The organism is Kribbella ginsengisoli, assembly GCF_039537185.1.
In the GTDB taxonomy this organism is placed as follows: Bacteria; Actinomycetota; Actinomycetes; order Propionibacteriales; family Kribbellaceae; genus Kribbella; species Kribbella koreensis.
The window spans coordinates 21,914-48,466 of the sequence record NZ_BAABAA010000013.1 but is presented as its reverse complement, the minus strand read 5'-3'; the positions used below and the strand labels follow the sequence as shown (position 1 = coordinate 48,466).

Sequence of the window (26,553 nt, the reverse complement as noted above, 5' to 3'; positions counted from 1 at the left end):
GGCGGGTTTTGGCGCCGCTGGCGTGATGCTTGACGCCAGCGGCAGCAAGACCCGCCAGCCAGCTGCTCAGATCGTCGGGGTGAGGCCGCCGTCGATGATGATGTCGGCGCCGGTGAGGTTGCCGGCTCGGTTGCTGGCGAGGAAGACGACCAGGGCGGCCACCTCCTCGGGAGTGGTGAAGCGACCGGTCACCGACCCAGCCGCAGCTTGCGCCGCAACCGCAGCAGGGTCGCCTCCCACCGCGCCTGTCCCAGCGATCGTCTCGGCGACGCCGCCCTTGCCCAGCCAGAGGTCTGTCGAGACCGGGCCCGGGCTGACGGTGTTGACGCGCACGCCCTGCGGTCCGACCTCCTTCGACAGCGCCTTGAAGAAGTTGGTCTGCGCGGCCTTGGCGGCGCTGTAGTCGATCACCAGCGGATCGGGGTAGCTCGCATTGACCGAGGCGACGGTCACGATCGATCCGGTCCGTTCGACCAGCTGCGGCAAGGCGGCCCGCGTGGTCCGTACGGCGGACAGGAAGTCGAGCGTCCAGGTGGCCAGCCAGTCCTCGTCGGTCACCGAGGCGAACCCACCCGGCCGCGGACTCACCGCCCCGACGTTGTTGACGAGGATGTCGAACCCACCCGTCCGCGCCAACGCCTCCGCCACAAACGCAGCCGGCCCTTCCGGTGTACCGAGATCGACCGCGACGGTCTCAACCCCCAGCGACGCCAACTCACCGCCAACCGTCCGAGCCCCCGCCACCACCTTCACGCCTTCAGCCAGCAACTCCTTGGTGATCGCCAGCCCGATTCCCTTGCTGGCCCCGGTCACCAGCGCAGTCTTGCCAGCCAGTTGCAACTCCATCGCGGTCTCCAGTCCTGTGCGCCCGGCTCGCCCGGACAGCTCACCCTAGAGTCCCGTCCTGAGCGACAGGACATAGTGCCTGATCTGACGTCGGGCCGCCGATTCCTGAGCGTGGAACCCGGGAGTCCGCTCGACTATGTCCTGTCGCTCGGGACAAGCCGCCTGTTGGTGAGGTTGAGGTGGTAGGCGGAGTAATGGCGGAGTGCTGTGACTCGGCGGAGGTCTATGCGGTCGCAGACCCATTGCCAGTGGAGGGAGACCCAGTCGCCGGGGGAGAGGGGGCCGAGGAGGTCCAGGCCGTTGGTGCCGCGGATTACTGTCTCCTTGCGGAGGGTGCCGAGTGACAAGGCATGGCCGTCCCAGGCGAGGGGGCGGGACTCGACCAGGACGTGGGTGCCCAGGTCGGAGATGACTCGGCCCCAGCGGATCCGGCACTGGTCGAGCACATGCAAGGCCTGTGCGCTGGCGCGGTCGTCGGGGAGCAGGTCGGCCCAGGGGTAGCAGCAGAAGACCTGGTAGCTGTGGTGGGGCATTCCATGGGCTTTCAACAGCGGTCCGACGTCGTCGAGCAGGGCATTGCCGAGCCAGTACGCCTCGACGACGCGGTGGTCGAGTGGGTCTCGCAGGCCCGCCTTCGAGGCGATCATCTCCAGGTACGGCCAGGCGCCCTCGAATTGCCGCGCCCGCTCACGCAGCCCGTCATCCACCTCGCCGCTCGATCCGTACGCGAGCAAGCTGTCGCAGTCGGCCGGACCGCAGTACCCGAGCAGGTTGGGCGCCAGCGCGTACCGGACGAACAGGATCGGCCCCGAGACCATCAGTCGCCGCCGAAGAAGGCGAGGGCGTCGGCGGCTCGCTCGGGGGACATCCGCTCGAGCGCGAACCCGCTGTGGATCAAGATGTACTCGCCCGGCACGAACGGCCCGTCCAGCAGTGCCAGGTTGATCTCGCGCACGACTCCGGCGACCTCCACCTGTCCGAGATCGAGGCCGGGAGTCACGCTGACGATCCTGCCCGGAATGCCGAGGCACATAGCCGCTCTACGCGCTCCCTTCGCCGACCCGCTGCCCAACCACTCCCTGCCCAACCACTCCCTGCCCATCCGCACTGTGGCCGATCACCAGGTCGCGCACCAGCTGGGCCGCGGGCTGTACTGCGTCCTGTACGGCCGGTGTGAGCCCGATCCCGGTGCCGAGGTCGGCCGGCTCGCAGCCGACCACCACCACCTTCCCCAAGGTCCCACCAAGTCGCGGCACAAGCGAGAGCACAGCGTCCGGACCGAGATCATGCGCATCCATGCTGACCTCCGGCCCAGGCTCCGGATCCGGCTCGGCCTCCACCACGTACACCCTCCCCGGCGCCCCACCCCGCTGCACCACATCGACCAGTACGACGAGCTCGTACGGCTCGAGCAACTGGTACGCCAGGTGAATCCCGCGAATCCCGAAGTCCCGCACCTCCACCTGCTCAGGCCACTCCTGCTTGGCCAACTCCGCGATCACCGACACCCCGAACGCGTCGTCGCTGCAGAACATGTTGCCCAGCCCGGCCACCAGAATCATCCGGCACCCACCAACGGCTCGATCTCCTCCGGGCTGAAGTACAGGTACCGCCCGTGCGACCGCTGCACCTCGCCCTCCTCGCCGTCCAGCGCGACGGCGACATGCGTCACCCCGTCCACATCGGACAAGACAGCCACCACGGTCCCGATCCGGCCGGCGAGGAACATGTCCTGCGCGTCTGCACGCCGTACGCCGGGCCGCAACCGAACCCGCACTCCGTTGCCCACGGCAACTCCCTGAACCATCACGGTGTCGTGCTCGGGATCCACACTGGCGTCGTTCCCCGGATCCCACCAGGGCGCATCCGATGGAGCCGGCTCCGGCGCCGTCACCTTCCGCAGGTACCGCACCGTCCCATGCAGCCGATCCAGAATCTCCTGCGGCATCGAGTCGACCCGCTCGAGCATCGCCGCCGCCCGCGGATCCGTCCCCCGCACCTCCCGCTTCTCCGCCTCCGTCAACGTCATCGTCCGCAGACTCAGAATCTCGTCGATCTCCGTCGCATCGAACAGATCTCCCTGCGACTCCGCCGCGATCTGCGGGTGGTCGTACAAGATGATCGGCGAACACAACAACAGGTCACCCGCGAGCACCGGAAAGATCCCGACGTTGTCACACGTCGCGACATACCCGACCGCCCACTCCGGTGGCTCCAGCAAAGAGATGAACCGAGCCCCATCAGCCTTGATCAGAAGGTGATGCGCGATGAGCGCCTGCCGCAAGGCAACCGATCGCTCGGACGTCGAGCAATCACTGGTGTTCTGCAAACGCACCTGCAATCGGACAACCCCGTAGGGCCCTGGCAATGCCTCAGCACTGACGCTCAACAGACCCGACAACTCCTGCCTGGACCGGCGCAGCGCCCCGCCTTCGATCGCCTCCGAGTCGATGCCTCCAGCAACTACGAAGGCGCGCTGGCAAGGCAGCTCGCCGAGGTTGAGGGCGACGTCAACATGCTGCTCGACCGCCTCATCCCAGGGCACGTAGGAGGCATTCGACGTCTGCAACGACGCTACCTCGACCCCGTCGGCATTCAGCACCGTACGCCGTTGCGCCTGCAGGAAGCGGATCCGCACGGTCAGCTGCGCCGACCCGCCGTCGAGCAGGCACTCGGTCTGCGACCACGAGCGCTCCGACGGATCGGCGTACCCCGGTGGCATCAGTACGCCGAACTGCCACCGCACCTGGTTCTTGCTGTTCGACGCCCGATACGGATAAAGCACGTACCCCTCGAACAGCAACGCGTCCGCCACCGACTGAACGCTCTCGAAAGCATTCATTCCAGCTTCTCTTTCAGCAACCGCTCGATCGCGTCATCCCAGCCAGGCAAGGCCTCCCGCGCCCGGTAGTCATAAAGCTCGTCGAACGTCTCCCGCCGCAACTTCAGCCAAGCGGCACCAGGAAAATGCTGATCCATGGCCTCTCGCCACACCGGCACCGGCAACGCGAATGACGTCTCCTTCTGCCAGGCGACCGGCGTCACCGACAAAGTGCCCGGCCGCCCGGTGAAGATCGTCCCGTTGAACAACAGCAACAACGGCGCTCCACCTTCACGCACCGCATACAGGTACTTGTGCGCGGCAACATCGAAGTCATAGCTACAAGGCAACGCCAGATCCACCGACGTCGACCCGCTGAACCCCGGAACCATCTGCGACACGAAGGCCAGCTGCAACGGCTTCAGCGTCTCGCCCCAGCGCGCCCGGTCCCCGAACAGGTCGGCCAGCGCGTCGCCCTCTTCGTCGGAGTACCGCCGCCGGATCGGCTCGATCCTGATCTGGCAACGCAGGGCCAGCGCGTGCACCGGCGTACCGGTCGTCTCGGTGACCTGCAGGTGCAGCAAGACGGTCGGGGTGGCGGCGTACCGGTCGGCGTCGGCGCCGGTGCAGACGAACTCCAGGTCAACCACGGCACCGCTCCGAGACCTCGGCGAAGAACGCATCGATCCGTCCCCAGACCTCCTCGCCGCCGGCGAAACCCTCCCAGTACTGCCGCACGATGCCGACCAGCTCATAGCAAGAGTCGATCGGCACCAGATAGCACTCGAAGCCGTCGTCGAGGCGTCGCAAGAGTACCGCCTCGACATCCGGAATCAGCGTGCTCAGCAGCGGATCCGCAGCAACGACCTCATCCCACGACGCCAGATCGAGCAGCGACTCGGTGGCGCCACCCGGGCTCGGATAGAACGCGACGCTCCTGTCCTGGCCGGTCTGGTGGAAGAGAAACGCCAGGTTCACCGGAATCCCGAGCGACTCCCACTGCGCGGACGACATCGCGAAGTCCGCATCGAAGCGGTAGTTCTCCGGTACTGCGCGATAGTGCCCGCGCGACGCCTCCTCGGCGCTGAAGAGCAGGTAGCACGGCCGGCACGTGCACAGCAGCCGATGATCCGGTACGTCGGCCACGTGCGGATGCGTCGGCCCGATCGGCACCATGCACATCTCGCACTGCTCACCCGGCGCCAACTGCTGCCGCACCCCACCCGTGAAGCCGCGCAACACAGCCACCGGATCGACCAAGGCATCACCACCGGCATCGCCGGCACTGGAGACAACCGGCCCCGGGCCGGAGCCGGGTCCAGAGCCCCGGCCCGGGAGCGGCTTGTCGCGGGCGAGCGCGCGCAGGGTGGATGACGTCCTCACGCCGGCTGCCTTCCAGGCACTGCGACCTTCCAGCCGGTGTCATCGGGCAGCAAAGGCAACGCCTCCAACGGCGGCGCCCCGATCGGTGCGAGCGCCCGCCCGGCCAGCCGTACGTCGTACACGGCCGTACACCGCGGGCAGGTGAGCTGGTCGCCCGTCAGTACGCCGTGCTGTAGCGCCGATGAGCAAGTCGGGCAACTGTTCCGATAAGCGAAGAACGTGCCCGCCAGATTCGCCACCAGCAACTCGAGATCGGCAACGACCAGCTTCTGCAGCTGCCCAGGGGCCGTCACGAGATCAAGCTTGTGCCACCCCTCACTGCTCTCCCGGGGCCGGAACGGCTCAATAGTCAGCAGGTTCTGCTTCGTCGCCGCGACCATGCCTTCGACATCAACCGCGACCGCCTCAGGAGCAGCATCGAGAACGGCGTTCTCCACCGTCAGCCGCACGGTCGCCGTCGACCCCGGACAGCCCTCGCAGCTGCCCTGGAGCCGCAGATGGACGACCCCGTCGTCATCGAGACCGAGGTAGTCGATCCCGCCCGCATGCGAGCCGAGATACGGCCGGACGCTGTCGAGCGCCGCCTGGATCCGCGTCGCCACGTCATCGGGATGCAGATCGTGCAACAGCAGCATCCCGGCGACGAGATCGTCCTCCAGCACGCCCCGGACCTGCTCCTCGTCGAGCCGCGCGAGCAGTTGTTCCAGGCCCGCGCCGTGCAGAGACAACACGGCACGGACCAGCTCTTCGACCTTGTCGGTCACTTCCGGCTCGGCCCGCCGCTGGACCTCGTCCAGCAGCACGTCGATCCGTTCGCTCAGCGCGGCGACGTCGCGGCGGTCCATCTCAGTACGGCTTCACCGCGAGGGTGGGTGAGTGCAGGTGTGTCTTCTCTTTCCCGTTGCCGACGAACATGTGGACCCCGCAGGGCAGGCACGGGTCGAAGCTGCGGACCGCGCGCATGATGTCGATGCCCTTGAACCGGTCCGGTGGGTTCTCCTCGAAGATCGGCGTGTTCTGTACCGCGTCCTCGTACGGGCCAGGGGTCCCGTAGGTGTCGCGGACGCTGCCGTTCCACGGCGTCGGCGGATACGGGTGGTAGTTCGCGATCTTGCCGCCGCGGATCACCATGTGGTGCGAGAGCACACCTCGAACAGCCTCGGTGAAACCGCACGAGATCGCGTCCTCCGGCACCTTGAACGGCGTCCAGGTGTCGGTCCGGCCGGCCCTGACCTCGGCCATCGCCTTCTCGCAGAAGTGCAGCGCCAGCGCCGCGGAGTACGCCTGGAAGTAGGTCCGCGCACGGTTGCGCTCGAGCGCGTTGCTCCACTGCGGGATCTTCCATTCGTACTCCGTAGCCGGCTTCAGCGCGGTCCTGGGGAGCTGGATCTTCACGCTGCTACCGGTCGCCTGGACGTAGTCGGTGTTGACCAGGCCGGACAGCGCGGTCGACCAGAGCCGGGCGATCGGGCCGCCACCCGTGTCGAGCGCCAGGTGATCCGTACCGTCGAACCAGCGCGGCGACATCGTCCAGCTGTACGCGTTGGCGAAGTCGCGCTTCTGCGGCTTCGGGATGGTGTGCTGGTTCCACGGGTGCCGGACGTCGATCGGGTTGCCCAGCGGATCCTTGTCGACGAACTTCTCGTGGCCGCCGCCGGCCCAGTCGTCGTAGAACGAGCTGCCGAGCAGGATCCGCAGGCCGAGATTGATGTCGACCAGGTTGTTGGTGACCAGCTTGCCGTCCACCACGACGCCGGGGGTGACGAACATTCGCTTGCCCCAGGCATCCATGTTCCGGTAGTCGAAGTCGCAGATCGCCGGGTCCTGCAGACTGCCCCAGCAGCCGAGCAGGATCCGCCGCTCACCGACGTGCTCGTACCCGGGCAGCGCCTCGTAGAAGAAGTCGAACAGGTCGTCGTGCAACGGCACGACCTTCTTCATGAACTCGATGTAGCGCATCAGCCGGGTCAGGTAGTCGGTGAAGAGCTGGATCGTCGCGACCGTGCCGACGCCTCCGGGATAAAGCGTCGACGGGTGGACGTGCCGCCCCTCCATCAGGCAGAACATCTCGCGGGTGTACCGGCTGACGTGCAGCGCCTCGCGGTAGAAGTCGCCCTCGAGCGGGTTCAGCGAGCGCATGATATCGCCGATGGTCCTGTACCCGTGGTCGCCGGCGTGTGGCGCCTCGGTCCGGTTCGCCAGCTCCAGCACGCCCGGGTTGGTCTCCTTGACCATCCGCTCGCAGTAGTCCACCCCGACCAGGTTCTCCTGGAAGATGTTGTGGTCGAACATGTACTCCGCGGCTTCGCCGAGGTTCACGATCCACTCGCCCAGATGCGGCGGCGCCACGCCGTACGCCATGTTCTGCGCGTAGACCGAACAGGTCGCGTGGTTGTCGCCGCAGATGCCGCAGATCCGGCTGGTGATGAAGTGCGCGTCCCGCGGGTCCTTGCCCTTCATGAAGATGCTGTAACCGCGGAAGATCGACGACGTGCTGTGGCACTCCTCGACCGTCTTGTTCCTGAAGTTCACCTTGGCGTAGATGCCGAGGCTGCCGACGATCCGGGTGATCGGGTCCCAGGCCATCTCGACGACGTCGGAGTCCTTGCCCGCGTCGGGCTCGAGGTGCTGATCGACCTTCGGTTCGGTGGTGGTCATGGCCTGACCTTCTCGTAGCCGGTGTCCAGGCTGGAGCCCTTGTGCCGCCACTTGGGTTCCTTGTTGCCCTTGTTCTGGGTGATCTTGCGCAGCCGCCGGATGACGGTGCCGTAGACCGTGCTCGCGGCGACCGAGATGTTGCTGCCGAACGGTTCGTCCATGAACGGCATGAACTTGTCCGGGAAGCCGGGCATCGTGCAGGCGATGCAGATCCCGCCGACGTTCGGGCAGCCGCCGACACCGTTGATCCAGCCGCGCTTGGGCACGTTGCAGTTGACCACCGGACCCCAGCAGCCGAGTTTCACCAGGCACTTGGGGGAGCCGTACTCCTTGGCGAACTGCCCCTGTTCGTAGTACCCGGCCCGGTCGCAGCCCTCGTGCACGGTGGCGCCGAACAGCCATTGCGGTCGCAGTTCGGCGTCGAGCGGGATCATCGGGGCCTGGCCGGCCACCTGGTAGAGCAGGTAGACGAGCGTCTCGGACAGGTTGTCGGGGTGGATAGGGCAGCCTGGCACGCAGACGATCGGCAGCCCCGCCTTGGATTTCCAGCTCCAGCCGAGATAGTCCGGCACACCCATCGCACCGGTCGGATTGCCTGCCATGGCGTGGATTCCGCCGTACGCCGCACAGGTGCCGACAGCAACGATCGCTGTCGCCTTGGGCGCCAGCCGGTCGAGCCACTCCGACGTCTTCATCGGCTGACCGGTCGCCGGGTTGTTGCCGAAACCGGCCCAGTAGCCCTCGGACTTGATCGCCTCGTTCGGGATCGAGCCCTCCACCACCAAGACGAAGGGCTCCAGCTCACCGCGGTCGGCCTTGTGCCACCACTCGATGAAGTTGTCGGCTCCTGTCTCCGGGCCGCATTCGAAGTCGATCAGCGGCCAGTGCACCGCGATCTTCGGCAGTCCCGGCAACGCGCCCAGGACGATCTCCTCGATACTCGGCTGGGTAGCCGCGGTCAGCGCGACCGAGTCGCCGTCGCAGCTGAGCCCGCCGTTCATCCAGAGAATGTGGACGACACCCTCGTCGGCCGTCTCCTGCGCCTGTTCCGGTTCCACGGTCATCGACATGGTCCGCGCCGCCTCCAACGGATGGGCTGGGTTCCTCCTTCGGACGGTACGTCCGGATGCCACACCCGAACAGACACTTGTGTCGGGTATTAATGGGGCTTTCCGGAAGTCCGGGATTCGTGGATTCTCCGACCGTTCCGGGGACCGTTACGATTGATCTTCGCAGCATTTCTCTGAGAGCCCGTGCCGAGATGTCCGACGATCCCCTGCCGGACGATGAGTCCGGCTTGTTCGTCTCGCCGGTGGTCGTCGTCACCCATACGTTCCCGGCCCGGCCGGGCTCGCTTCCGGACGCCGAGCGGTTCGTCCGGGAGGCACTCGAACCGGTCGAGCTCGAACCGGCGGAGAACCAGGCCCTGTACCGGGCGATCACCGCGTCCCTGCTCGCCGCCGCGGGACCGGCCGACGGCGTCTTCGACGTGACTGTGCGGCTCTTCCCCGACGGGGTGGAGGTCGAGGTGCTGCACGGCGCCGCGAGCCGGCGGCTCAGCACGTCGCCGGGGGTCGCCGAAGAACCGTTCGCGGAGTGGCTGACCGCCGTACTACGTCGCCAGGGGTTGTCGCAGCAGGCCGCGGCGCAGCGGATCGGGGTGTCGGTGCGGACCGTCAGCCGGTGGCTGAGTGGGGTGACCGAGCCGCGGTTACGGGATCTCCGCCGGGTGCACGCGATCTTCGGGTCGCCGCCCGGGGAATGAATTCCCTGGCGATTCGCGGTCCGGTATTTCCGGACTCTGGCGGAGTGTCGCTCCCGGCGCTAGTGTGCGAAGAGTCCGTTCATGACCGAATTCGCCATCTCGCGGTCGGCCCGCACGTCACCGTAACTGACAAGTCGATCCCCTGGTGGTGGGTGCCACGGCCGTTCCGGTTTCCCGCGTGCGTGCCCGGATCACGGTGTCCGGGGTGGTCCAGGGTGTCGGCTTCCGGCCGTTCGTCTATGCCCTCGCCCGGGAGCTGGGCTTGTCGGGGCAGGTCTGCAACGACGCCTCGGGGGTGATCGCGGAGGTCGAGGGGGCGGCCGATGCGGTGACGGCGTTCGGCGTACGGGTCCGGACGGATGCTCCGCCGCTGGCGGTGGTGGAGTCCGTGGAGCGTGAGGAGCTGCCGGCACGGGGTGGCACCGCCTTCGTCATCCGCGACTCCACGGCCGGGGCGGGGCGTACGCTCGTTTCGCCGGATGTTGCCATCTGCAACGACTGTCTGGCCGAGTTCGGGGATCCGGCGGATCGGCGGTACCGGCATCCGTTCATCACCTGTACCAACTGTGGGCCGCGGTTCACGATCATCACCGGGCTTCCGTATGACCGGCCGGCCACCACGATGGCGGGCTTTCCGTTGTGTGACGAGTGTTCGGCGGAGTACTCGGATCCGGGGGATCGGCGCTTCCATGCGCAGCCGATCGCTTGTCCGTCGTGTGGGCCGCGGTTACGGTTTGTCCAGCCGGGGGCGGTTTCGGCGTACGACGAGGATGCGCTGGCTGCTGCTCATCAGCTGCTGGTGGCGGGGGCGATCCTCGCTGTCAAAGGGCTTGGGGGATACCACCTCGTTTGCGATGCGTCGGATCAGGACGCGGTGGCGACGCTGCGGAAGCGGAAGGATCGGGGCGACAAGCCGTTTGCGGTGATGGCGGCTGATCTCGCGACTGCGCGGTGTATCGCCTCGGTCTCTCCTGCTGAGGAGGCGCTGTTGACGGGGCATCAACGGCCGATCGTGCTGCTTCGGCGTACCGCGTGCTCTGCTGTCTGCTCGATGGTCGCTCCAGGCAATCCGGATCTCGGGGTGATGCTGCCGTACACGCCGTTGCATCGCTTGCTGTTCGACCAGCCGGGGCCGTCGGTGCTGGTGATGACGAGTGGGAACGTGTCGGGCGAGCCGATCGTGGTGGACGACGCGGAGGCACTGGTACGGCTTGCGCCGCTGGCCGATGCCTGGCTCAGTCACGACCGGGCGATCCACGTACCGTGCGACGACTCGGTGGTGCGGGTGGTCGACGGCGCCGAGCTGCCGATCCGCCGGTCCCGCGGCTATGCGCCGTACCCGATCAACCTGGCAACTCCGGTGCGACCTGCTCTGGCGGTTGGCGGCGACCTGAAAAACACCTTCTGCCTCGGCGACGGCCGCTATGCCTGGCTGTCCGCCCATGTCGGCGACATGGACGACCTGGCGACCCAGGACGCCTTCGCCAAAGCCGAAGAACACCTGGAACAACTGACCGGCGTACGCCCCGAGGTGCTGATCGTCGACAAACACCCCTCCTACCGCTCGCGCCAATGGGCCCTCACCCATGCCGCCGGACGCCCGGTCATCGGCGTACAACACCACCACGCCCATCTAGCTTCCGTACTGGCCGAGCACTCCTACGCCGGCCCACCCGTAATCGGCTTCACCTTCGACGGCACCGGCTACGGCGACGACGGCGCGGTCTGGGGCGGCGAAGTCCTCCTGGCCGACTACAACACCTTCGAGCGCTACACCCACCTCGCCTACGTCCCCCTCCCCGGCGGCGACGCAGGCGTCAACAACCCCTGCCGCATGGCCCTATCTCATCTCCATGCAGCCGGCATCCCCTGGGACCCCCACCTCCCATCCGTCCAGGCGTGCTCCGCCGAAGAACTGGCATTACTCAAAACCCAACTGAACCGAAACCTCGCCTGCACCCCAACCTCCAGCATGGGCCGCCTCTTCGACGCGGTGTCCTCCCTAACCAACACCTGCCACCGCTCCACCTACGAAGCCCAAGCCGCCATGGAACTAGAAGGCCTAGCCACCGCAGCACTCCGGCCTCGTGGCGCTAGGCGCCACCTCGGCCCAGCCCAGACGTCTCGCACGGATGCGCCTGCCCTCGCCACCGATGGTGCTGGCTCCGGCTTTGGGGCGGCCTCCGCCTTTGCCGGATCGGACGCCGGCTTTGGCGAGCTGAGCGGGCGTGGATATCGGTTTGAGTTCGAGGAACCCGGGGTGCTGTTGCAGGCCGTCGTACAGGACGTGCTGGATGGGGTGGACGCGGCGGAGATCAGCTTGAAGTTTCATCTGGGTTTGGCGGACTTGGCTGTGCGGACTGCGGTTCGGGTGAGGGATGAGCGGGGGATCAGCACCGTCGCCTTGTCGGGTGGAGTGTTCGTCAACGGGTTGTTGCTGGAGGCAACTTGTAAGGGGTTGGCGGAAGAGGGGTTCGAGGTGTTGCGGCATCGGCGGGTGCCGCCTACGGATGCGGGGATCGCGCTGGGGCAGTTGGCGGTGGCGGGGCGGATGACTGAGTGGAAGGAGCAGGGGATATGTGTCTAGCGGTGCCGGGGCGAGTGGTGGAGATTCGCGACGAGGACGACACCCGGATGGGGAAGGTCGACTTCGGTGGCGTGATCAAGGACGTCTGCCTGGCGTATCTGCCGGACCTGCAGGTGGGGGAGTACACCATCGTGCACGTCGGCTTCGCCCTGCAGCGCCTGGACGAGGAGTCGGCCCAGCAGTCGCTCGAGCTGTACCGGTCGCTCGGCGCGCTGGAAGAGGAGTTCGGTGATCACTGGGGGATCGCGGCCCAGCAGGCCGGGGAGCGTCGCCCGCCGGGAACAGAGGAGACGATGTCATGAAGTATCTCGCCGAGTTCAGCGATCCCGGGCTCGCCCGCAAACTGGTCGACCAGATCCACGCGACCGTCACCCAGCCGTGGGCGATGATGGAGGTCTGCGGCGGTCAGACCCACACGATCGTCCGGCACGGTATCGACCAGCTGCTGCCTGACGGCGTCGAGATGATCCACGGCCCGGGCTGTCCGGTCTGCGTGACGCCCCTGGAGATCATCGACAAGGCGCTCGAGATCGCCTCCCAGCCGGGCGTCATCTTCTGCTCGTTCGGCGACATGCTCCGGGTGCCGGGCAGCGGGCGCGACCTGTTCAAGATCAAGAGCGAGGGCGGCGACGTCCGGGTCGTCTACTCACCGCTGGACGCGCTCAAGATCGCCAAGGACAACCCCGATCGCCAGGTCGTCTTCTTCGGCATCGGCTTCGAGACGACCGCGCCGCCGAACGCGATGACGGTGTACCAGGCCAAGCGCCACAACATCCCCAACTTCAGCCTGCTCGTCTCGCACGTCAAGGTCCCACCGGCGATCGCCGCGATCATGGAATCGCCCAACTGCCGGGTCCAGGCGTTCCTCGCGGCCGGCCACGTGTGCAGCGTGATGGGCGTCTCGGAGTACCCGGAGCTCGCAGCGAAGTACAAGGTCCCGATCGTCGTCACCGGCTTCGAGCCGCTCGACATCCTGGCCGGCATCCTGCGCACCGTCACCCAGCTGGAGCGCGGCGAGCACGTCGTCGAGAACGCCTACAAGAGGGCAGTCAGGGACGAGGGCAACACCGCCGCCCAGGCGATGCTCGCCGACGTCTTCGAAACCACCGACCGTGCCTGGCGAGGGATCGGCGTCATCCCCCAGAGCGGCTGGCGGTTGTCCCCGAGATATCGCGAGTACGACGCCGAGTACCGCTTCTCGGTCCGCGACATCGCCACCGAGGAGTCCAAGATCTGCCGCAGCGGCGAGGTCCTCCAAGGTCACATCAAGCCGCACGAGTGCTCGGCCTTCGGCACGCTTTGTACGCCGCGCAACCCGCTCGGCGCGACGATGGTCTCGAGCGAGGGCGCCTGCGCCGCGTACTACCTGTACCGCCGCCTGGACGCGGGGGCGGTGAGCTCCGTTGGCTGAGCAGGTGATGCTTCCGGACCCGGAGATGCCGAACTTCGACGGCTGGACCTGTCCGTTGCCGCTGCGGGATCACAAGACGATCGTGATGGGCCACGGCGGTGGCGGGCAGATGTCGGGCGAGCTGATCGAGCACCTCTTCGTACCGGCGTTCTCGAATCCGTTGCTGGCGGGGTTGACGGACTCGGCCGTGGTCACGTTGGGCGGGGCGCGGATCGCGTTCTCGACCGACTCGTTCGTGGTGCAGCCGCTGTTCTTCCCCGGTGGCGGCATCGGCGACCTGGCGGTCAACGGCACGGTCAACGACCTGGCGATGTCCGGTGCGCAACCGGCGTACCTGTCCTGCGGGTTCATCCTCGAGGAAGGCGTTGCGCTGGAAACGGTCGGCCGGATCGCCGAGGACCTGGGGGCGGCTGCCGAACGGGCCGGCGTCACGATCGCGACCGGCGACACCAAGGTCGTCGACTCCGGGCACGGCGACGGCGTCTACATCAACACGGCCGGTATCGGGCTGGTGCGCGAGGGCGTCGACATCCGGCCGCAGCGCGCGGCCGTCGGTGACGTGGTGATCGTCAGCGGCGCGATCGGGGTGCACGGCATCGCGATCATGAGCGTGCGTGAGGGCATCTCGTTCGGCACCGAGGTGGTCAGCGACTGCGCTCCCCTCAACGGGCTGGTCGGGGCGATGCTGGACGCAGTTCTGGACATCCACGTACTACGAGATCCAACCCGCGGCGGAGTCGCCACCTCACTCAACGAAATCGCCAAGGCCGCAGGCGTAGGCATCGAGCTGGTCGAGTCCGACCTCCCGATCCCCGAGACGGTCGCCAACGCCTGCTCGTTCCTAGGCCTGGACCCCCTCTATGTAGCCAACGAGGGCAAGCTCCTGGCCATCGTCGCCCCCTCGGACGCCGATGCCGTACTAGCGGCGATGCGAGCCCATCCGCTGGGAGCCGACGCCACCGTCATCGGCACCTGCGTGGCCACCCACCCCGGCATGGTCACCACCCACACCACCTTCGGCGCCACCCGAGTAGTCGACACCCCGATCGGAGAACAACTACCCCGAATCTGCTGACCGCATCAGCTGGTCTGCAGATCGAGATCAGCGCACATGGCAACCCGTATGGTGCGCAACGGTCCCCACGTGTCGTTGAGCAGTTCCCGGGCGCGCTCGGTCGTATCGGTGACCGGATCGTGCGTGCCGTCCTCGCGGTGTTTGAGGATGGCCCACGCGTCGGCGAGACCCCGGGCGATCTGCTGCGCCAGCACCAGCACGGGCGCCGTGACGATCATCTGCGCCTCGGCGTACGCCGTCTGGAATGCTTGCCGCGTCTGCGGCAGCTCAACGGACTCGGCCGCCCGCTCGGTGCCGTTGTCGTCTGCGTAGGACCAGGCCCGAAGCGCGCGATGGTAGTCCCGCGCCGCCGCGTTGAAGGCGATGTAACCCTCGCGCAGTTCCAGCCGTCGGAGTCGCAACTCGTCCCGCTCGGCCTGTTCGAGGCGTTCGGCGCGGGCTCGCTCGAACTCGCGGCGCTTGGAGCGCTCGGAGATCAGCGGGGACAGGGTCGAGGCGGTCAGGGTGCCCAGTACGCCGATGCCGGCGATCGCCAGTGAGCTGTCCAACGGGTGTCTCCTCAGGGGGCGGGGTGGCAGCGGAAACCTATCGCGACAGGACAGGGGTAAACATGCGTTTTCGCAAGGGGGAGGGTCGGACACTCCGCGTAGTCGGGGTTCGAGGGGGTCGGTCGGCGGCGTGATGCGGAAAATCGGGGGCCGGGTGGCAGGCGGTGGAGAGCCGTGTACGGACCGTGTCCGTTGCTTGTGGCAACCAAATGCCGGGTGGCGGGAACTGGCCTCGCGGATTGCTTCCGTGACGGCAGGTGACGGTCGTACAGTCCGTTGCGTTGACTTGCGGTGGTCGGGGGGCCGCCCGTGCTGGAGGGGACTTGATGAGACGTCGGCTTTTGCATGGCTCCGCGCTTGTTGCCTTGACCACTCTGATCGCCGCGCCGCTGATGTCGGCGCCGGTGCAGGCTGCCACCGGGGCGGCGCCGCCGGGACCGCCTGGTACGCCGCCCACCACGCAGGTGGAGACGGCGACCGACGGCGCGGTCGCGAAGCTGGATCCGAAGCTGGAGATGCGGGTCAAGAAGGGGGAGACCCAGCAGGTCGCGGTGTTCGCGACCGTCAAGGGTGACTCCACCAAGGCCCGCGCGCTGCTCGACAACGCGCGGGTCGCGCAGTCCGGCGGCACGGGCATCATCGCCGGCTCGATCGGCGTACAGGCGCTCGCCAAACTGGCATCCGCGCCGGGCGTCGTCTCCGTGCAGCCGGTCGAGTTCGGCAAGACCGGGCAACCGCTCGGCGACCCCGACCCGCAGTTGCACCAGGCACCGACCAAGGCCGAGCAGCAGGCCGCGATCGCCAAGATCCAGGCAGCCGAGGTCCCGTACTCCGAAGCGCCGCCGCCGCTCCCCTCGAACTTCGAGAAGCTGCGCAACCAGAACCTGCTCGACGCCAAGTCGCACAACTTCACCGGCGCGTGGAAGGACGGCTTCACCGGCACCGGCATCACCGTCGGCGTCCTCGACGGCGGTACCGACTTCGGCCACCCGGACCTGCTCAACACCTGGCAGACCTGGTCCGGCCAGACCGGCGCCAAGGCCGGCTGGAACGGTTGGCCCAAGGCCTTCGACCCGTACGGCACGCAGCAGTGGCTGTTCGCTCCGGACCAGATCGACCAGGGCCTGTCCTGGTACGTGAAGACCGACGCGGCAACCTGTACTCCGGCTGCCGGCGAGTGCTCGGTCGACTTCGCCACCAAGACCGGCCCGTCGCGCAACTTCTCCGCACCCGCCGGCACGGTCGAGCACAGCTACAGCTTCCCGGCCGCGTGGAGCAAGTCCGGCAAGGTCCGCCTCGGCAGTCACCCGGACGACCACCTGCTCGAGTTGTACGGCGAGCGCCCGGCGTTCTTGCTCACCGACCCGCACACGGCCGGTGTGTACGACACCATCTACGCCGACCTGGACAACGACCACTCGTTCGCGGACGAGAAGCCGGTCAGCAAGGCCAGCCCGGCGTCGTACCGGGACATGAACGGTGACGGCTACACCGACCTGTCCGGCGGACTGCTGTACTACATCTCCGACGGCGCGACCCCGCTCCCGGGCGGTCTGGACGCGTTCGGCGGCGAGGGTACGCCGTTCGGCCCCGGCGAGGTGGTCGCCTGGACGGGTGACTTCGACCCGTCGATCGAGGGCCACGGCACACTGACCGCGTCGAACATCGTCGGCCAGGCGGTTGCCAACGGCAAGGCGCCGGCTTTCAAGGACATCGCCGGTGGCAAGTACGCCGGTGCGGTACTGGGTGGTGCTCCGAACGCGAAGCTCGCGCCGTTCGGCGACATCTACCTCGGCTTCGCCTTCTCCACGCAGTTCGGCTACTTCCTGACCTCTCGTCAGGGCGTCGACGTCACCTCGAACTCCTACGGGCAGTCGCAGATCGACAACGACGGCTGGGACGCGGCTTCGCAGGAGGCCGATGTGATCCACAACGGCGGTCGGACGACCCCGCTGTTCTCGACGGGTAACGGCGCGCCTGGCTTCGGTACGACGGGATCGGCCGCCCCGACGGCCGGCATCGAGGTCGGTGCGTCGACGCAGTTCGGCGGCTCCGGCTGGGACTCGATCATCCGGACCAAGCAGATCAACGACAACGACGTGATGGTCTGGTCGAACCGTGGCTTCGGCGCGAACGCGACCAACGGTGTCGATGTGGTGGCCGACGGCGCCTATGCGCCTGGTGACGCCACGCTGAACACCGTGCTCGACGGCCGGAACGCATGGACCACCTGGGGTGGTACGAGCCGGTCGACACCAGTTGCCGCCGGTGCGACCGCGCTGGTCTACCAGGCGTACAAGGCGCAGCACGCGGGCGCGGTACCGGCTGGGTTCTACTCAACGGCGAAGAACCTGCTGAAGAGTTCGGCGCAGGACCTCGGTTACGACTCGAACATCCAGGGCTCCGGCTCGATCGACGTCGGCAAGGCGGTCCGCAGCGCGGTCGGCACCCGCGCCTCGGTCAGCCCGACGCAGTGGCGGGTCGGCGACTACCGCGGTACGGAGTACCCGGTCTTCGCGAACGTGATCGCGCCCGGTGGAACCGACACGCAGAAGTTCACGGTCAGCGGGCCGGGGGTCTGGGACGTCAGCGACCGGCAACTGGTCCGTACCGCGAACGACACGTTCTCGTTGAGCAGCAAGGATCTGAAGCAGGAGAGCACCGGCAACTTCAACGCGCCGGACTATCTGGTCGACCTGACCAGCAAGGTGAAACAGCACAAGGACGCCGACCTGATGGTGGTCAAGCTGGAGTACCCGCGCGAGCAGTTCGACGCCAACAAGGACTACACCGAGGATCAGGCGTGGCGGTTGCTCACCTACAACTGGACCGACGTGAACGGCGACGGCAAGCTCTGGAAGGACGCCGACGGCAACGGAGTCGTCAACCACACGGACAAGACGACCAGCTCCAACATCGACGGTTTCAAGGACCTGGACTTCGCCAAGTCGGAGATGGAGCAGGGCGAGTACGGGCGGTTCATGTACCACCGGGCCGGCGCGAACGTGTTGCAGTCGTGGGTGCGGGATCCGTACTCGCGGATGGCTGACGGTGTGTTCCTCGGTCTGCAGCACTCGACCAAGAACGCCGCCATCCCGGTGACGAACTTCAAGATCTCGATCGACTGGTACAAGAACTCGGACTGGAAGTGGATCACCACCTCCGGCCGGTCCAAGGACGGCTCCGTCACCGCGTCGATCAAGGTGCCGACGGGTACGCCGTACGGGATGTACTCCGGTGCGGTCGTGCTGACCCGTGGGTCGGACTCGATGGTCGTACCGGTGTCGGTGGCGGTTGCCGCCAAGGCGACGCAGGACGCGACCGGGAAGATCGTCGGGACGACGACCTTCGGTGGTTCGGATGTGGCCGAGGCGCAGAAGAACTACACGTACAACAACGGATCTGTCTTCGGCGCCAACGACTGGGGCTGGCGGGCGGAGTCCGGCGACTGGCGGTTCTTCTACTACGACGTACCGAAGACGCCGGCCGAGGGCACCAAGCTGCTGACCAACACGACCTGGGAGGGCACGGGTCCGTACACCGATCTCGACACGTTGATCATGGGCCGGTCGGAGAACCACTTCCAGCTGTTCCCGGACTCGGTGTTCGGTGCGCCGTACACGATCGACACGGTCGGGAAGAGCCCGAACACCAACATCCGTGCTGGTGTGTGGCGGTTCGACACGGCGACCGGCGGTCCCGCGGACTTCGTGACGGCGCCGGCGCAGGAAGGCCTGCAGGCGGTGGCGGTGCACCAGGTCGGCTGGCAGGGCGACGCGTTCAACACGCCCTTCAAGGTGCAGCTCGGATCTGCCTCGGTATCTCCGTCCGCTGTTTCTCAGGCTGCTTCGGCTGACTCGGGCAGCTTCGACGTCTCCTTCGAGTCGAGCGTCGCGCTGGACGGCCTGAAGGCCACCGCCTTCGGCCTCAGCCAGCCGAGCACCACCACCGAGACGGCCCACCAGGACGACCCGAACGATCCGTCGACGGCGAGCGTGAAGAAGAACATCACGCTGACCCACGCCTCCCGGCTGAGCGTCACCACCGCCCTGGACTCCAACGACCTCGACCTGTTCGTGGTCCGCGACGCCAACAACGACGGTGTCTTCTCCCCGTCGGAGATCGTGGCCTCCTCGACCTCCGGCACCGCCAACGAGTCCGTCAACCTGGTCAGCCCACCCGACGGCAACTACCAGATCTGGGTCCACGGCTTCGCGGTCGCCGGCACCCCCGCCTTCACCCTCAACATCAACGCAGTCCAGGGCAACGACCTAACAGTCACCGGCATCCCCACCGGCCCCCTACCGGCCGGCACCCCGGTCACTCTCCACGTCGCCTACAACAAGGCAATGACGGCAGGCCAGACCTACCACGGCGAGCTACTCCTCGGCCCGACCTCAGCCCCGTCCGCTCTGTCCGTCCCCATCACCATCAACCGCAACTAACAACCAACCGGCACCGAACAGCAGCCCACCCCAGGATCTCCAGGGGTGGGCTGCTGTTCGTCATCCCGGAAATGCTCGTAGCTTCAAGCGTTACAGGGTTTCTGGGATTTTGCAGCTTCTGCAGATTCCTAGGTTTCGTACTGCGAAACTCGTGGCGATCGGCGTCGCATTGGCGGTGCCCTTGAAGCCGCCGTCGTTGCGGTCGATGTTCCCGGTGAGCGAGGCGAAGCCGGTCGATCCGTCTGCCGAACAGCCTGCTCCCAAGAACGTTCAGGCGTTGCCATTGCAGCCGTCGGCGGTCAAGGGCTTCGATGCGAAGACGAGCCGGGAGCTAACGGAGAAACGGGATCGGTTCACTCAGACGTTCGCCAACGCGGATACGAGCGAGACGACGGTCATCTCGCCGGCGCCGCTGAACTTCAAGAAGGCGAACGGTACCTGGGCGGGATGATTGGCGGAAACTGGTGGAGAAGAACTGGGATCCGGGCGATCGAAGTAGAGACGATGGCTACCGGGCGCCACGGGGAAATCAAGCCGAAAATAAGCAGCTCAACGACGCGGTTCGTGAGTATGAGCGGCAAAGTGGACGCAAGTTGAGTCCTGCCGAGCGGCAGGCTCTCCACAAGAGGATCGGCAACCAAGGGCACGACTACCATCAGATTCTCGACGAGGCAAAGGATATTTTCGGTGGCTGTGGATGAACTGGCGCGGGTGATTCACGACCTGATGGAAGGAGCGGTTCTGCGGTCGGTCGGCCGGGCGGCCGGTACCGGGATTGTAAAGCTTTTCGGAACCGAAGGGGAGCTCATTATACATATTCAATGCCCCTTCCGAATGGTGAGAGATGGGCGCATCCTGGTTGGATCTGCGGATATGAATTTCTCCCTGGAGTCTGCGGGTGATGATGCTTTTGACAACTTCGATACTCTTTACGATGCGCGCGTGTGTGATATCAATGAAATTGTCCAGAAATTCAATCTAGAAGTCTCTGGTGTCTCTTTGGATGGCGCTGGAGGGTTGGTGTTGACCTGGGCAGAAGAGCTGTTCCTGGAGATTTTCCCGAACTCGTCCAGGGAAACCGAGGCTTGGCGCGTCTTCTATCTAGATGGTGCGCACTATGGGTACCCTCCTCACTTGATTTGAGCTTGGGTCCGTGCGCATTCGAAGCGGTCCATGATGCGGCGGCGGCGCAGGGAGGTCATGGCGGGTTTGTGCGGTGTTGCCGTTGTTGCGGCGGCATTCGTTGGTGTACTGAAGGTTTACCGGTCGGGCGGGGAGGGTGCCGGTTGAGTGCGCGGATCCGGGTCTTGGTTTGCCGAATCGGTTTCGATAGTTGGTTGAGATTCAGTTGGCGGCGGAGAGGGTTGGGTGGGTACGCGGTGGAGTTGTGTGGAGGCGCTTCGGAGGCAAGTGGCGGTGGTCACCACGATTGACCTCGAACCGGCCAGGTTCTTGTCGCTGGAACGGGGTGACCACGATGAGGATGACCGGGCGGCGTTCGTGCGGATGTTCGCGCTGACGACGAGTGGGGTTTCGATGGCTATGAAGGAGTAGTCGGGTCCTGGGGCGTGGGAGAGGCGGAATGAGTGCCGTGCCAGGATCTTGGGTATGCGGAGCAAGGTGTTGTGGGGGCTGGCGGGTGGGGTTTGTGTTGTCGCCAGTGTTGTTCTGCCGTTGCTCTGGCAGCACTCGCTGGTGGACTTGAAGGTCTATCGGCTGGGTGGGGTGACGTTGTTGGATGATGCGGCTGCCTTGTATGACGTGCGGTTGGCGGGGTTGCCGTTTACTTATCCGCCGTTTGCCGCCGTGGTGATGGTGCCGTTCGCGTTGCTGCCTTGGTCGGTGGCGGTGGCTGTGTGGACTTTGGGGACGTTCGTCAGCTTGATTGCAGTTTGGAAGCTGTCCACTGGCAACAGGCTGGCTTCGCCGGTGTTGTTGGCGGTGGTGGCCGGGTCGCTGGTTCTCGAGCCTGTGCGGGAGACGCTTGGGTTCGGGCAGGTGAATTTGATGTTGTGTGCGTTGGTTTTGTATGACCTGCTGGGCCCGGCGGAGCGGCGGGGGCGGGGGATCTGGGTCGGGCTGGCGGCGGGGGTGAAGTTGACGCCGTTGGTGTTCTTCGGGCTGCTGGTTGTCACGAGGCAGTGGAAGGCGTTGGCGCACGCGGCGGCGGCGTTCGTGGTGACGATGTTGGTGGGGTTTGTGGTGACGCCGCATGGGGCGAAGGAGTACTGGACCTCGTTGCTGGCGGATACGACGCGGATCGGTGGGCTGGCGTTCTCGAGTAATCAGTCGTGGAATGCGTTTCTGATCAGGCTGACCGGGGATCTGGATGGTGGCGGGCTGGTTTGGCTCGGATTGGTGGGGCTGACGGTGGCGGGTGGGCTTTGGCTGGCGCGGCTGCTTTGGGTGACAGGCGAGCGGGTGGCGGCGGTTTCGGTGACGGCGTTGGTGGGGTTGTTGTGTTCGCCGGTTTCGTGGAGTCATCACTGGGTTTGGGCGATTCCGCTGGGTGTGGCGGTGATCGGGCGGCTTACGAAGTACCGGGTTGTTTTCGGGGTGTTGTGGTTCGGGGTGTTCACGATCGCGCCGATCTGGTGGCCGCCGAATCACGACAACCGGGAGCTGGACTGGTCGTTCGCGGAGCAGTTCAGTGGGAACGCGTATCTGATCGCGGCGATGGTCGCGGTGGTGCTGCTCACGCTCAGGTTGAGACACAACTGTAGGAGTGGCATAGACCGCCTTGACCCTGCGGAGTGTCAGGCTGACTTAGGTGATATCGGGCTTGTTGGGGGACCCGGCCAGGCGCCGGTGGTGGGTGGCGGCGGGGGTTTGCGTCGTCGTCGCGGTGATTCTGCCGTTCGTGTGGGACCACACCGGGGCTGATCTGAAGGTCTACCGGCTGGGTGGCGCCGCAATGCTGTCCGATCCGGACAGCCTCTACACGGCCCGCCTGCGGTACATCTCGATGCCGTTCACCTACCCGATCTTCGGCGGCGTGGTGATGGCGCCGGTCTCGCTGTTGCCGTGGGGACTGGCCTACGGAGCCTCTATCGCGGCGTCGTTGATCGCGCTAGTGGCGATCTGGAAGCTGAGCCTCAAGCAATGGCTCAACGGGCGGAAGCTCCACCCGGCTGTGCTGATTGCCGTCACGGCGGCGTCGATACTGATCGAGCCGGTTCGCGAGACGCTGTCCTACGGCCAGATCAACCTCATCCTCTGCGCGTTGATCCTGTACGACGTACTCGGACCGAAAACCCGCATGGGCAGAGGCGTCTGGCTCGGGCTGGCGGCTGGGATCAAGCTGACCCCGTTGGTGTTCTTCGGTCTCCTGCTGGTCACCCGGCAGTGGAAGGCGCTGGCACACGCATCGGCTGCCTTCGTGGGGACTGTGTTGATCGGGTTCCTGATCACGCCGCGGACGGCGTACGAGTACTGGACTCATCTGATTTCCGACACCAGCCGGATCGGCGGGCTGGCCTACTCGGGGAACCAGTCGTGGAACGGCTTCCTCGCGAGGCTGACTGGTGATCTCGACGGTGGCGGGCACGTCTGGCAGGGCGTCGTACTGGTGACTGTGGTTGCCGGGCTCTGGTTGAGTCGCAGCCTCTGGCGTCGGGGCGAGGAGCTGGCGGCGGTGTCGACGACCGCGTTGATCGGGTTGATGTGTTCGCCGGTGTCGTGGAGTCACCACTGGGTCTGGGTGATCCCGCTCGGCGTCTCGTTGCTCACGGCAACGCCGGTCGGGCGGCGGTATCCGTTACCGACGGCATTGACCTGGTTCGGGTTGTTCATGATCGCGCCGATCTGGTGGCCGCCCAGGGGTAACAACCAGGAGTTCGACTGGAACTTTGTCCAGGTCCTGGCCGGGAACTCCTACCTTTGGCTTTCGCTTGCCGCGGCCGTTCTGCTCACAGCCTCGAAAGCCAGTCGTACCAAGCCTCCATCCCAGTTCCCTTGGTCGCGGAGACCTGCAGGATCTTCGCGTCGGGCTTGATCTGGGCGATCTGCCGCAGGCACAGGTCGACGTCGAAATCGACGTACGGGAGCAGGTCGATCTTGTTCAGGAGGACCAGGTCGGCGGTGCGGAACATGTACGGGTACTTCGCCGGCTTGTCGGCGCCCTCGGTGACCGAGATGATCACGACGCGGGCCGCCTCGCCGAGGTCGAAGAGTGCTGGGCAGACGAGGTTGCCGACGTTCTCGACGAAGACCAGTGCGCCGTCGGGTGGGGCGAGTTCGGCCAGGCCGGAGGTCAGCATCTGGGCGTCGAGGTGACAGCCGGCGCCGGTGTTGATCTGGACGACCTTCGTACCGGTCGCGCGGATCCGCTCGGCGTCGTACAGGGTCTCCTGGTCGCCCTCGATCACCAGCGCCTGTCGCCGGTCGCCGATGGCGCGGATGGTGTGCTCGAGCAACGTCGTCTTGCCGGAGCCGGGCGAACTCATCAAGTTGATCGCCGCGACACCCCGCTCCTGCAGGAGATGCCGGTTCGCCGCGGCCAGCCCGTCGTTCTTGGCCAGGATCTCCTGCTCCAGCAGAACAGTCTTAGTCTCCTGTACGAGCTGGTGCGAATGCCCGTGCCCAGCGTCGTCGCCGTGCCCATGGCCGTCCCCGGTGTCGTGGCCGTGCCCATGTCCGTGCTCGTCGTCGTGCCCGTGCCCATGGCCGTCCCCGGTGTCCTGGCCGTCTCCATGTCCGTGCTCGACGTCGTGGCCGTGTTCGTCGTGTTCGTGGTGGTGGTCGGTGGGGTCGTGGTGGTGGTCGTGGGCGTGGACGACTGTGAGGCGGGTGCCGCCGTCGCCGGGTTGGCCGCAGCCGCAGGTGCTGCACACGTCAACGCACCTCCACCGAGATGATTCTCAGCTGCCGGCCACTGAGAACGTCGAGATCCGCACTGCCACACGGGCACAGCATGATCGGCTCGTCGAGGGCGAACTCCTCACCGCACGTTCGACAGTACGCCCGCCCAGGAGGCTCGTCGATGTCCAGCCGCGCATCCTCCAGCCCGGTACCGGCCGCCACGATCTCGAAGCAGAACCGGACCGAATCGGCCACCAGCCCCGACAACTTCCCGATCTCCAGGCGCACCGCGACAACCGGTCCGTCGCCGACCTTCTCGACGATCGCATCGACCACGCTCTCCGTAATGGCGAGCTCATGCACCCTCCCGACGCTAGGCCGGCCCGCCGACCCCCGCAAGACGGTGAACAGCCGGCTGCCCAAGGTGCGTCGAGCCGCCCGCCGACAGCGGCGATGTCGGCGGCATCCGCTGGGTGGGGCGCCGGCACCTCGATCGTCCCGAGATGCGCTGTCGGGATCCGCGCGGCCACCTGGGTCAGCTTGTCCTGTGGTACCGGGCCGGCGGAGTCGCCGCCGAGCATCAACGTCAGTACGCCGATCGCCGGCAACTCGTCCCACCAGGCGCGATCTGGCTTCGCCAACTGCCCGAAGACCGCCGGGAGCACCTCCCAGTCGACCCCAGCTCCTCGTCCGGCCGCTCGGGCAACCCCATTTGCCCCACCGTCCCGGCCACCTGGATCGGTGGTGGAGGGTTGGGGAGTCTCGTACCCCCGATAGGGGCGAAAAATCTCCGCAACGTCGGAGAAATCCCTCCCCAACCGCGGGGACCGGACAAGCGGCAGTCATCCCGCGGCCGGTGGGCCGGCAGTCATCCCGCGGGCCGGTGGGCCGGTGGCCCGTTAGCCCGTTAGGACGCTGGGCCGCTGGGACTGGTTGCAGACGGTGGGGGCAGTGGGGGCGGATTCGGTTGCTCGCAGCAACGGCCGGATCGCAACGACACATCAACTCGCCCTGAAGCGCCTACCTCGGCGAGTCTGGGTGGCATGCGGGAGCTGTGGGTGGTGGCGGGTGGCCGGTGGTAGCGGGTGGCCGGTGGTGGTAGCGGGCGGACAGCCAGTGCATCAACCACGACGCTGACCCGGGGTGGAGTCGGGCGACGGGGGTGTACGGCCGGGGGTTCAATGGCGTGCCGGTCTCCCGGGCCGTCCAGGTGCTGAGGAGGGTTTCCGCCGGAGCATTCGGAGCATTCGGTGCAGGAGAGCGAACTGGTGGGCGGGAGCTGGGCAGAGGAGTTGCGTGGGATAGAAAAACCACCGGACGCCTGGGGCGTCCGGTGGTCGGTGGTGCAGTCAGATCAGAAGTCGCCGCCGAAGTCGCCGCCGCCGAAGTCCCAGCCGCCGCCGTCGCCTCCGCCGTCGCCGCCGGGGTTGTCGCCGAAGTTGAAGTCGCCGTTGTCGCCGCCGCCGTCACCGCCGCCGTCGGACATGCCGGCGTCGTAGCCGGCTGCGTAGTCGCCGTAGCCGCCGCCGGCGAACATGCCGCCGAGCATGGTGCCGAGGAACATGCCGGTCATCACGCCGCCGAGGCCGCCGAACATGCCTTGGGCGTAAGGGGAGTAGGCCGGGCCGGCTTCCCAGTACGGGACGCGCTGCGGGCCGACCATGACCTTGCGGACGTCGGGCTCGGCGCCGGCCCGGACGCGCTCGGCGTCGGCGGCGCAGGCGGGGACCTCACGCGGGGCGCCGCCGGGGGGCGACCACATGACGTCGACGACCGAGGGGCCGTGCTGGGGGTTGAAGAAGCAGGACGGGCGGCGCTGCGGGAGCGGCTCGCCGTTGACCCGGGCGCGGACGCAGGCAGCGGCGTACCGGCCGTCCTCGAGGATCTCGATCACGTGCTTGATCTGCTCGGCCTCGGTGACCTGCTCGACCGCCTGCTTGGCCGACTCGTAGGAGTCGAGCGCGCGCTGGTAGTCCTGCCGGGCGCCGTCGCCGAGGTCCTTGCCGACCATGTCCAGGTCGAGATCCTGCAGCTCCTCGCCGAACCGGGTGATGTCCTCGTCGGCGGTCTTCTTCACCGACTCGAGCTCGGCCGCGGTGATCTCGTGCTGCTTCCTGTTCTGCAGCTGAGTTCGCTGGTAGGAACGGTACGCCAGGACGCCGATCACGACGAGCGCGATCAGCAAGATGACTGTGAACATGTCGGGCCTTCCTC

The 26,553-nt window shown here is 66.6% G+C and carries 26 protein-coding genes; 12 read left to right on the top strand and 14 right to left on the bottom strand.

From position 1 onward, the window contains the following. Window positions 1-66: 66 nt before the first annotated feature. The 10 genes from ABD768_RS33390 to ABD768_RS33345 form a co-directional block, all read right to left on the bottom strand. A complete protein-coding gene (locus tag ABD768_RS33390) occupies window positions 67-846 on the bottom strand; it encodes an SDR family oxidoreductase (protein WP_343968894.1) in 780 nt (259 codons plus the stop codon). Window positions 847-980: 134 nt separating this feature from the next. Next, complete coding sequence (locus ABD768_RS33385) at window positions 981-1,664, bottom strand: DUF6390 family protein (protein WP_344847523.1); 684 nt, start codon at window positions 1,662-1,664, stop codon at window positions 981-983. Next, window positions 1,664-1,879 carry a HypC/HybG/HupF family hydrogenase formation chaperone gene (locus tag ABD768_RS33380; RefSeq protein ID WP_343968890.1) on the bottom strand — a complete coding sequence of 72 codons (216 nt, stop codon included), beginning with the start codon at window positions 1,877-1,879 and terminating at the stop codon, window positions 1,664-1,666. Before ABD768_RS33380 ends, ABD768_RS33385 begins: the two co-directional genes overlap by 1 nt. Before the next feature lie 7 nt (window positions 1,880-1,886). Further along, on the bottom strand, window positions 1,887-2,408 hold the full coding sequence (locus ABD768_RS33375) for a hydrogenase maturation protease (protein ID WP_344847521.1): 522 nt from the start codon (window positions 2,406-2,408) through the stop codon (window positions 1,887-1,889). Continuing rightward, window positions 2,405-3,688 (bottom strand): hypothetical protein, encoded by a 1,284-nt coding sequence (locus tag ABD768_RS33370; protein WP_344847519.1) that lies wholly within the window; start codon window positions 3,686-3,688, stop codon window positions 2,405-2,407. Before ABD768_RS33370 ends, ABD768_RS33375 begins: the two co-directional genes overlap by 4 nt. After that, on the bottom strand, window positions 3,685-4,317 hold the full coding sequence (locus tag ABD768_RS33365) for a DUF6084 family protein (RefSeq protein ID WP_344847517.1): 633 nt from the start codon (window positions 4,315-4,317) through the stop codon (window positions 3,685-3,687). The genes ABD768_RS33370 and ABD768_RS33365 overlap by 4 nt, the downstream gene beginning before the upstream one ends. Beyond that, window positions 4,310-5,050, bottom strand: coding sequence for a DUF5947 family protein (locus ABD768_RS33360; protein WP_343968882.1), 741 nt, complete (start codon window positions 5,048-5,050; stop codon window positions 4,310-4,312). Before ABD768_RS33360 ends, ABD768_RS33365 begins: the two co-directional genes overlap by 8 nt. Beyond that, on the bottom strand, window positions 5,047-5,895 hold the full coding sequence (locus tag ABD768_RS33355) for a NifU family protein (RefSeq protein WP_344847515.1): 849 nt from the start codon (window positions 5,893-5,895) through the stop codon (window positions 5,047-5,049). Before ABD768_RS33355 ends, ABD768_RS33360 begins: the two co-directional genes overlap by 4 nt. A 1-nt stretch (window position 5,896) precedes the next feature. Then, window positions 5,897-7,708 carry a nickel-dependent hydrogenase large subunit gene (locus ABD768_RS33350; RefSeq protein ID WP_344847510.1) on the bottom strand — a complete coding sequence of 604 codons (1,812 nt, stop codon included), beginning with the start codon at window positions 7,706-7,708 and terminating at the stop codon, window positions 5,897-5,899. Next, window positions 7,705-8,772 carry an NADH-quinone oxidoreductase subunit B family protein gene (locus tag ABD768_RS33345; protein WP_343968876.1) on the bottom strand — a complete coding sequence of 356 codons (1,068 nt, stop codon included), beginning with the start codon at window positions 8,770-8,772 and terminating at the stop codon, window positions 7,705-7,707. Before ABD768_RS33345 ends, ABD768_RS33350 begins: the two co-directional genes overlap by 4 nt. Before the next feature lie 197 nt (window positions 8,773-8,969). Between ABD768_RS33345 and ABD768_RS33340 the strand changes: the two genes are divergently transcribed. From ABD768_RS33340 to hypE, 5 genes are all read left to right on the top strand, one after another. Continuing rightward, window positions 8,970-9,473, top strand: coding sequence for a helix-turn-helix domain-containing protein (locus tag ABD768_RS33340; protein WP_343968874.1), 504 nt, complete (start codon window positions 8,970-8,972; stop codon window positions 9,471-9,473). Window positions 9,474-9,651: 178 nt separating this feature from the next. Then, window positions 9,652-12,060, top strand: coding sequence for a carbamoyltransferase HypF (hypF, locus tag ABD768_RS33335; protein WP_344847507.1), 2,409 nt, complete (start codon window positions 9,652-9,654; stop codon window positions 12,058-12,060). Further along, a complete protein-coding gene (locus tag ABD768_RS33330; RefSeq protein ID WP_164602167.1) occupies window positions 12,051-12,362 on the top strand; it encodes a HypC/HybG/HupF family hydrogenase formation chaperone in 312 nt (103 codons plus the stop codon). The genes hypF and ABD768_RS33330 overlap by 10 nt, the downstream gene beginning before the upstream one ends. Continuing rightward, a complete protein-coding gene (gene hypD / locus ABD768_RS33325; protein WP_344847505.1) occupies window positions 12,359-13,471 on the top strand; it encodes a hydrogenase formation protein HypD in 1,113 nt (370 codons plus the stop codon). The genes ABD768_RS33330 and hypD overlap by 4 nt, the downstream gene beginning before the upstream one ends. Continuing rightward, on the top strand, window positions 13,464-14,546 hold the full coding sequence (hypE, locus tag ABD768_RS33320; RefSeq protein WP_344847503.1) for a hydrogenase expression/formation protein HypE: 1,083 nt from the start codon (window positions 13,464-13,466) through the stop codon (window positions 14,544-14,546). Before hypD ends, hypE begins: the two co-directional genes overlap by 8 nt. A gap of 5 nt (window positions 14,547-14,551) precedes the next feature. Here hypE and ABD768_RS33315 read toward each other — a convergent pair whose 3' ends face one another. Beyond that, a complete protein-coding gene (locus tag ABD768_RS33315) occupies window positions 14,552-15,094 on the bottom strand; it encodes a hypothetical protein (RefSeq protein WP_344847501.1) in 543 nt (180 codons plus the stop codon). A 326-nt stretch (window positions 15,095-15,420) separates the two neighbouring features. Here ABD768_RS33315 and ABD768_RS33310 point away from each other — a divergent pair, with 326 nt between their 5' ends. The 7 genes from ABD768_RS33310 to ABD768_RS33280 all read left to right on the top strand — a co-directional run bounded on the left by ABD768_RS33310 (window position 15,421) and on the right by ABD768_RS33280 (window position 23,533). Beyond that, window positions 15,421-19,539: a S8 family serine peptidase gene (locus ABD768_RS33310; RefSeq protein ID WP_344847499.1), complete on the top strand. Its 4,119-nt coding sequence runs from the start codon at window positions 15,421-15,423 to the stop codon at window positions 19,537-19,539. 151 nt (window positions 19,540-19,690) lie between these two features. Then, a complete protein-coding gene (locus ABD768_RS33305) occupies window positions 19,691-19,990 on the top strand; it encodes a hypothetical protein (RefSeq protein WP_344847497.1) in 300 nt (99 codons plus the stop codon). Window positions 19,991-20,003: 13 nt separating this feature from the next. After that, the gene (locus ABD768_RS33300) at window positions 20,004-20,240 is read left to right on the top strand and encodes an RNA polymerase sigma factor FliA (RefSeq protein ID WP_344847496.1); all 237 of its coding nucleotides are present in this window, start codon (window positions 20,004-20,006) and stop codon (window positions 20,238-20,240) included. Further along, complete coding sequence (locus ABD768_RS33295) at window positions 20,227-20,682, top strand: hypothetical protein (RefSeq protein ID WP_344847494.1); 456 nt, start codon at window positions 20,227-20,229, stop codon at window positions 20,680-20,682. The genes ABD768_RS33300 and ABD768_RS33295 overlap by 14 nt, the downstream gene beginning before the upstream one ends. 273 nt (window positions 20,683-20,955) lie before the next feature. Next, the gene (locus ABD768_RS33290) at window positions 20,956-21,093 is read left to right on the top strand and encodes a hypothetical protein (RefSeq protein ID WP_344847493.1); all 138 of its coding nucleotides are present in this window, start codon (window positions 20,956-20,958) and stop codon (window positions 21,091-21,093) included. A 54-nt stretch (window positions 21,094-21,147) separates the two neighbouring features. After that, the gene (locus ABD768_RS33285; RefSeq protein ID WP_344847488.1) at window positions 21,148-22,422 is read left to right on the top strand and encodes a glycosyltransferase 87 family protein; all 1,275 of its coding nucleotides are present in this window, start codon (window positions 21,148-21,150) and stop codon (window positions 22,420-22,422) included. Further along, window positions 22,400-23,533, top strand: coding sequence for a glycosyltransferase 87 family protein (locus tag ABD768_RS33280; protein ID WP_344847486.1), 1,134 nt, complete (start codon window positions 22,400-22,402; stop codon window positions 23,531-23,533). The genes ABD768_RS33285 and ABD768_RS33280 overlap by 23 nt, the downstream gene beginning before the upstream one ends. On the opposite strand, the gene hypB is transcribed toward ABD768_RS33280, so the two are convergent. From hypB to ABD768_RS33265, 3 genes are all read right to left on the bottom strand, one after another. Next, complete coding sequence (gene hypB, locus ABD768_RS33275) at window positions 23,448-24,371, bottom strand: hydrogenase nickel incorporation protein HypB (RefSeq protein WP_344847484.1); 924 nt, start codon at window positions 24,369-24,371, stop codon at window positions 23,448-23,450. The genes ABD768_RS33280 and hypB overlap by 86 nt on opposite strands. Window position 24,372: 1 nt before the next feature. Then, window positions 24,373-24,702, bottom strand: coding sequence for a hydrogenase maturation nickel metallochaperone HypA/HybF (locus ABD768_RS33270; protein ID WP_344847482.1), 330 nt, complete (start codon window positions 24,700-24,702; stop codon window positions 24,373-24,375). Between the two features lie 991 nt (window positions 24,703-25,693). After that, window positions 25,694-26,539 carry a hypothetical protein gene (locus ABD768_RS33265; RefSeq protein WP_344847478.1) on the bottom strand — a complete coding sequence of 282 codons (846 nt, stop codon included), beginning with the start codon at window positions 26,537-26,539 and terminating at the stop codon, window positions 25,694-25,696. Between the last annotated feature and the right edge of the window lie 14 nt (window positions 26,540-26,553).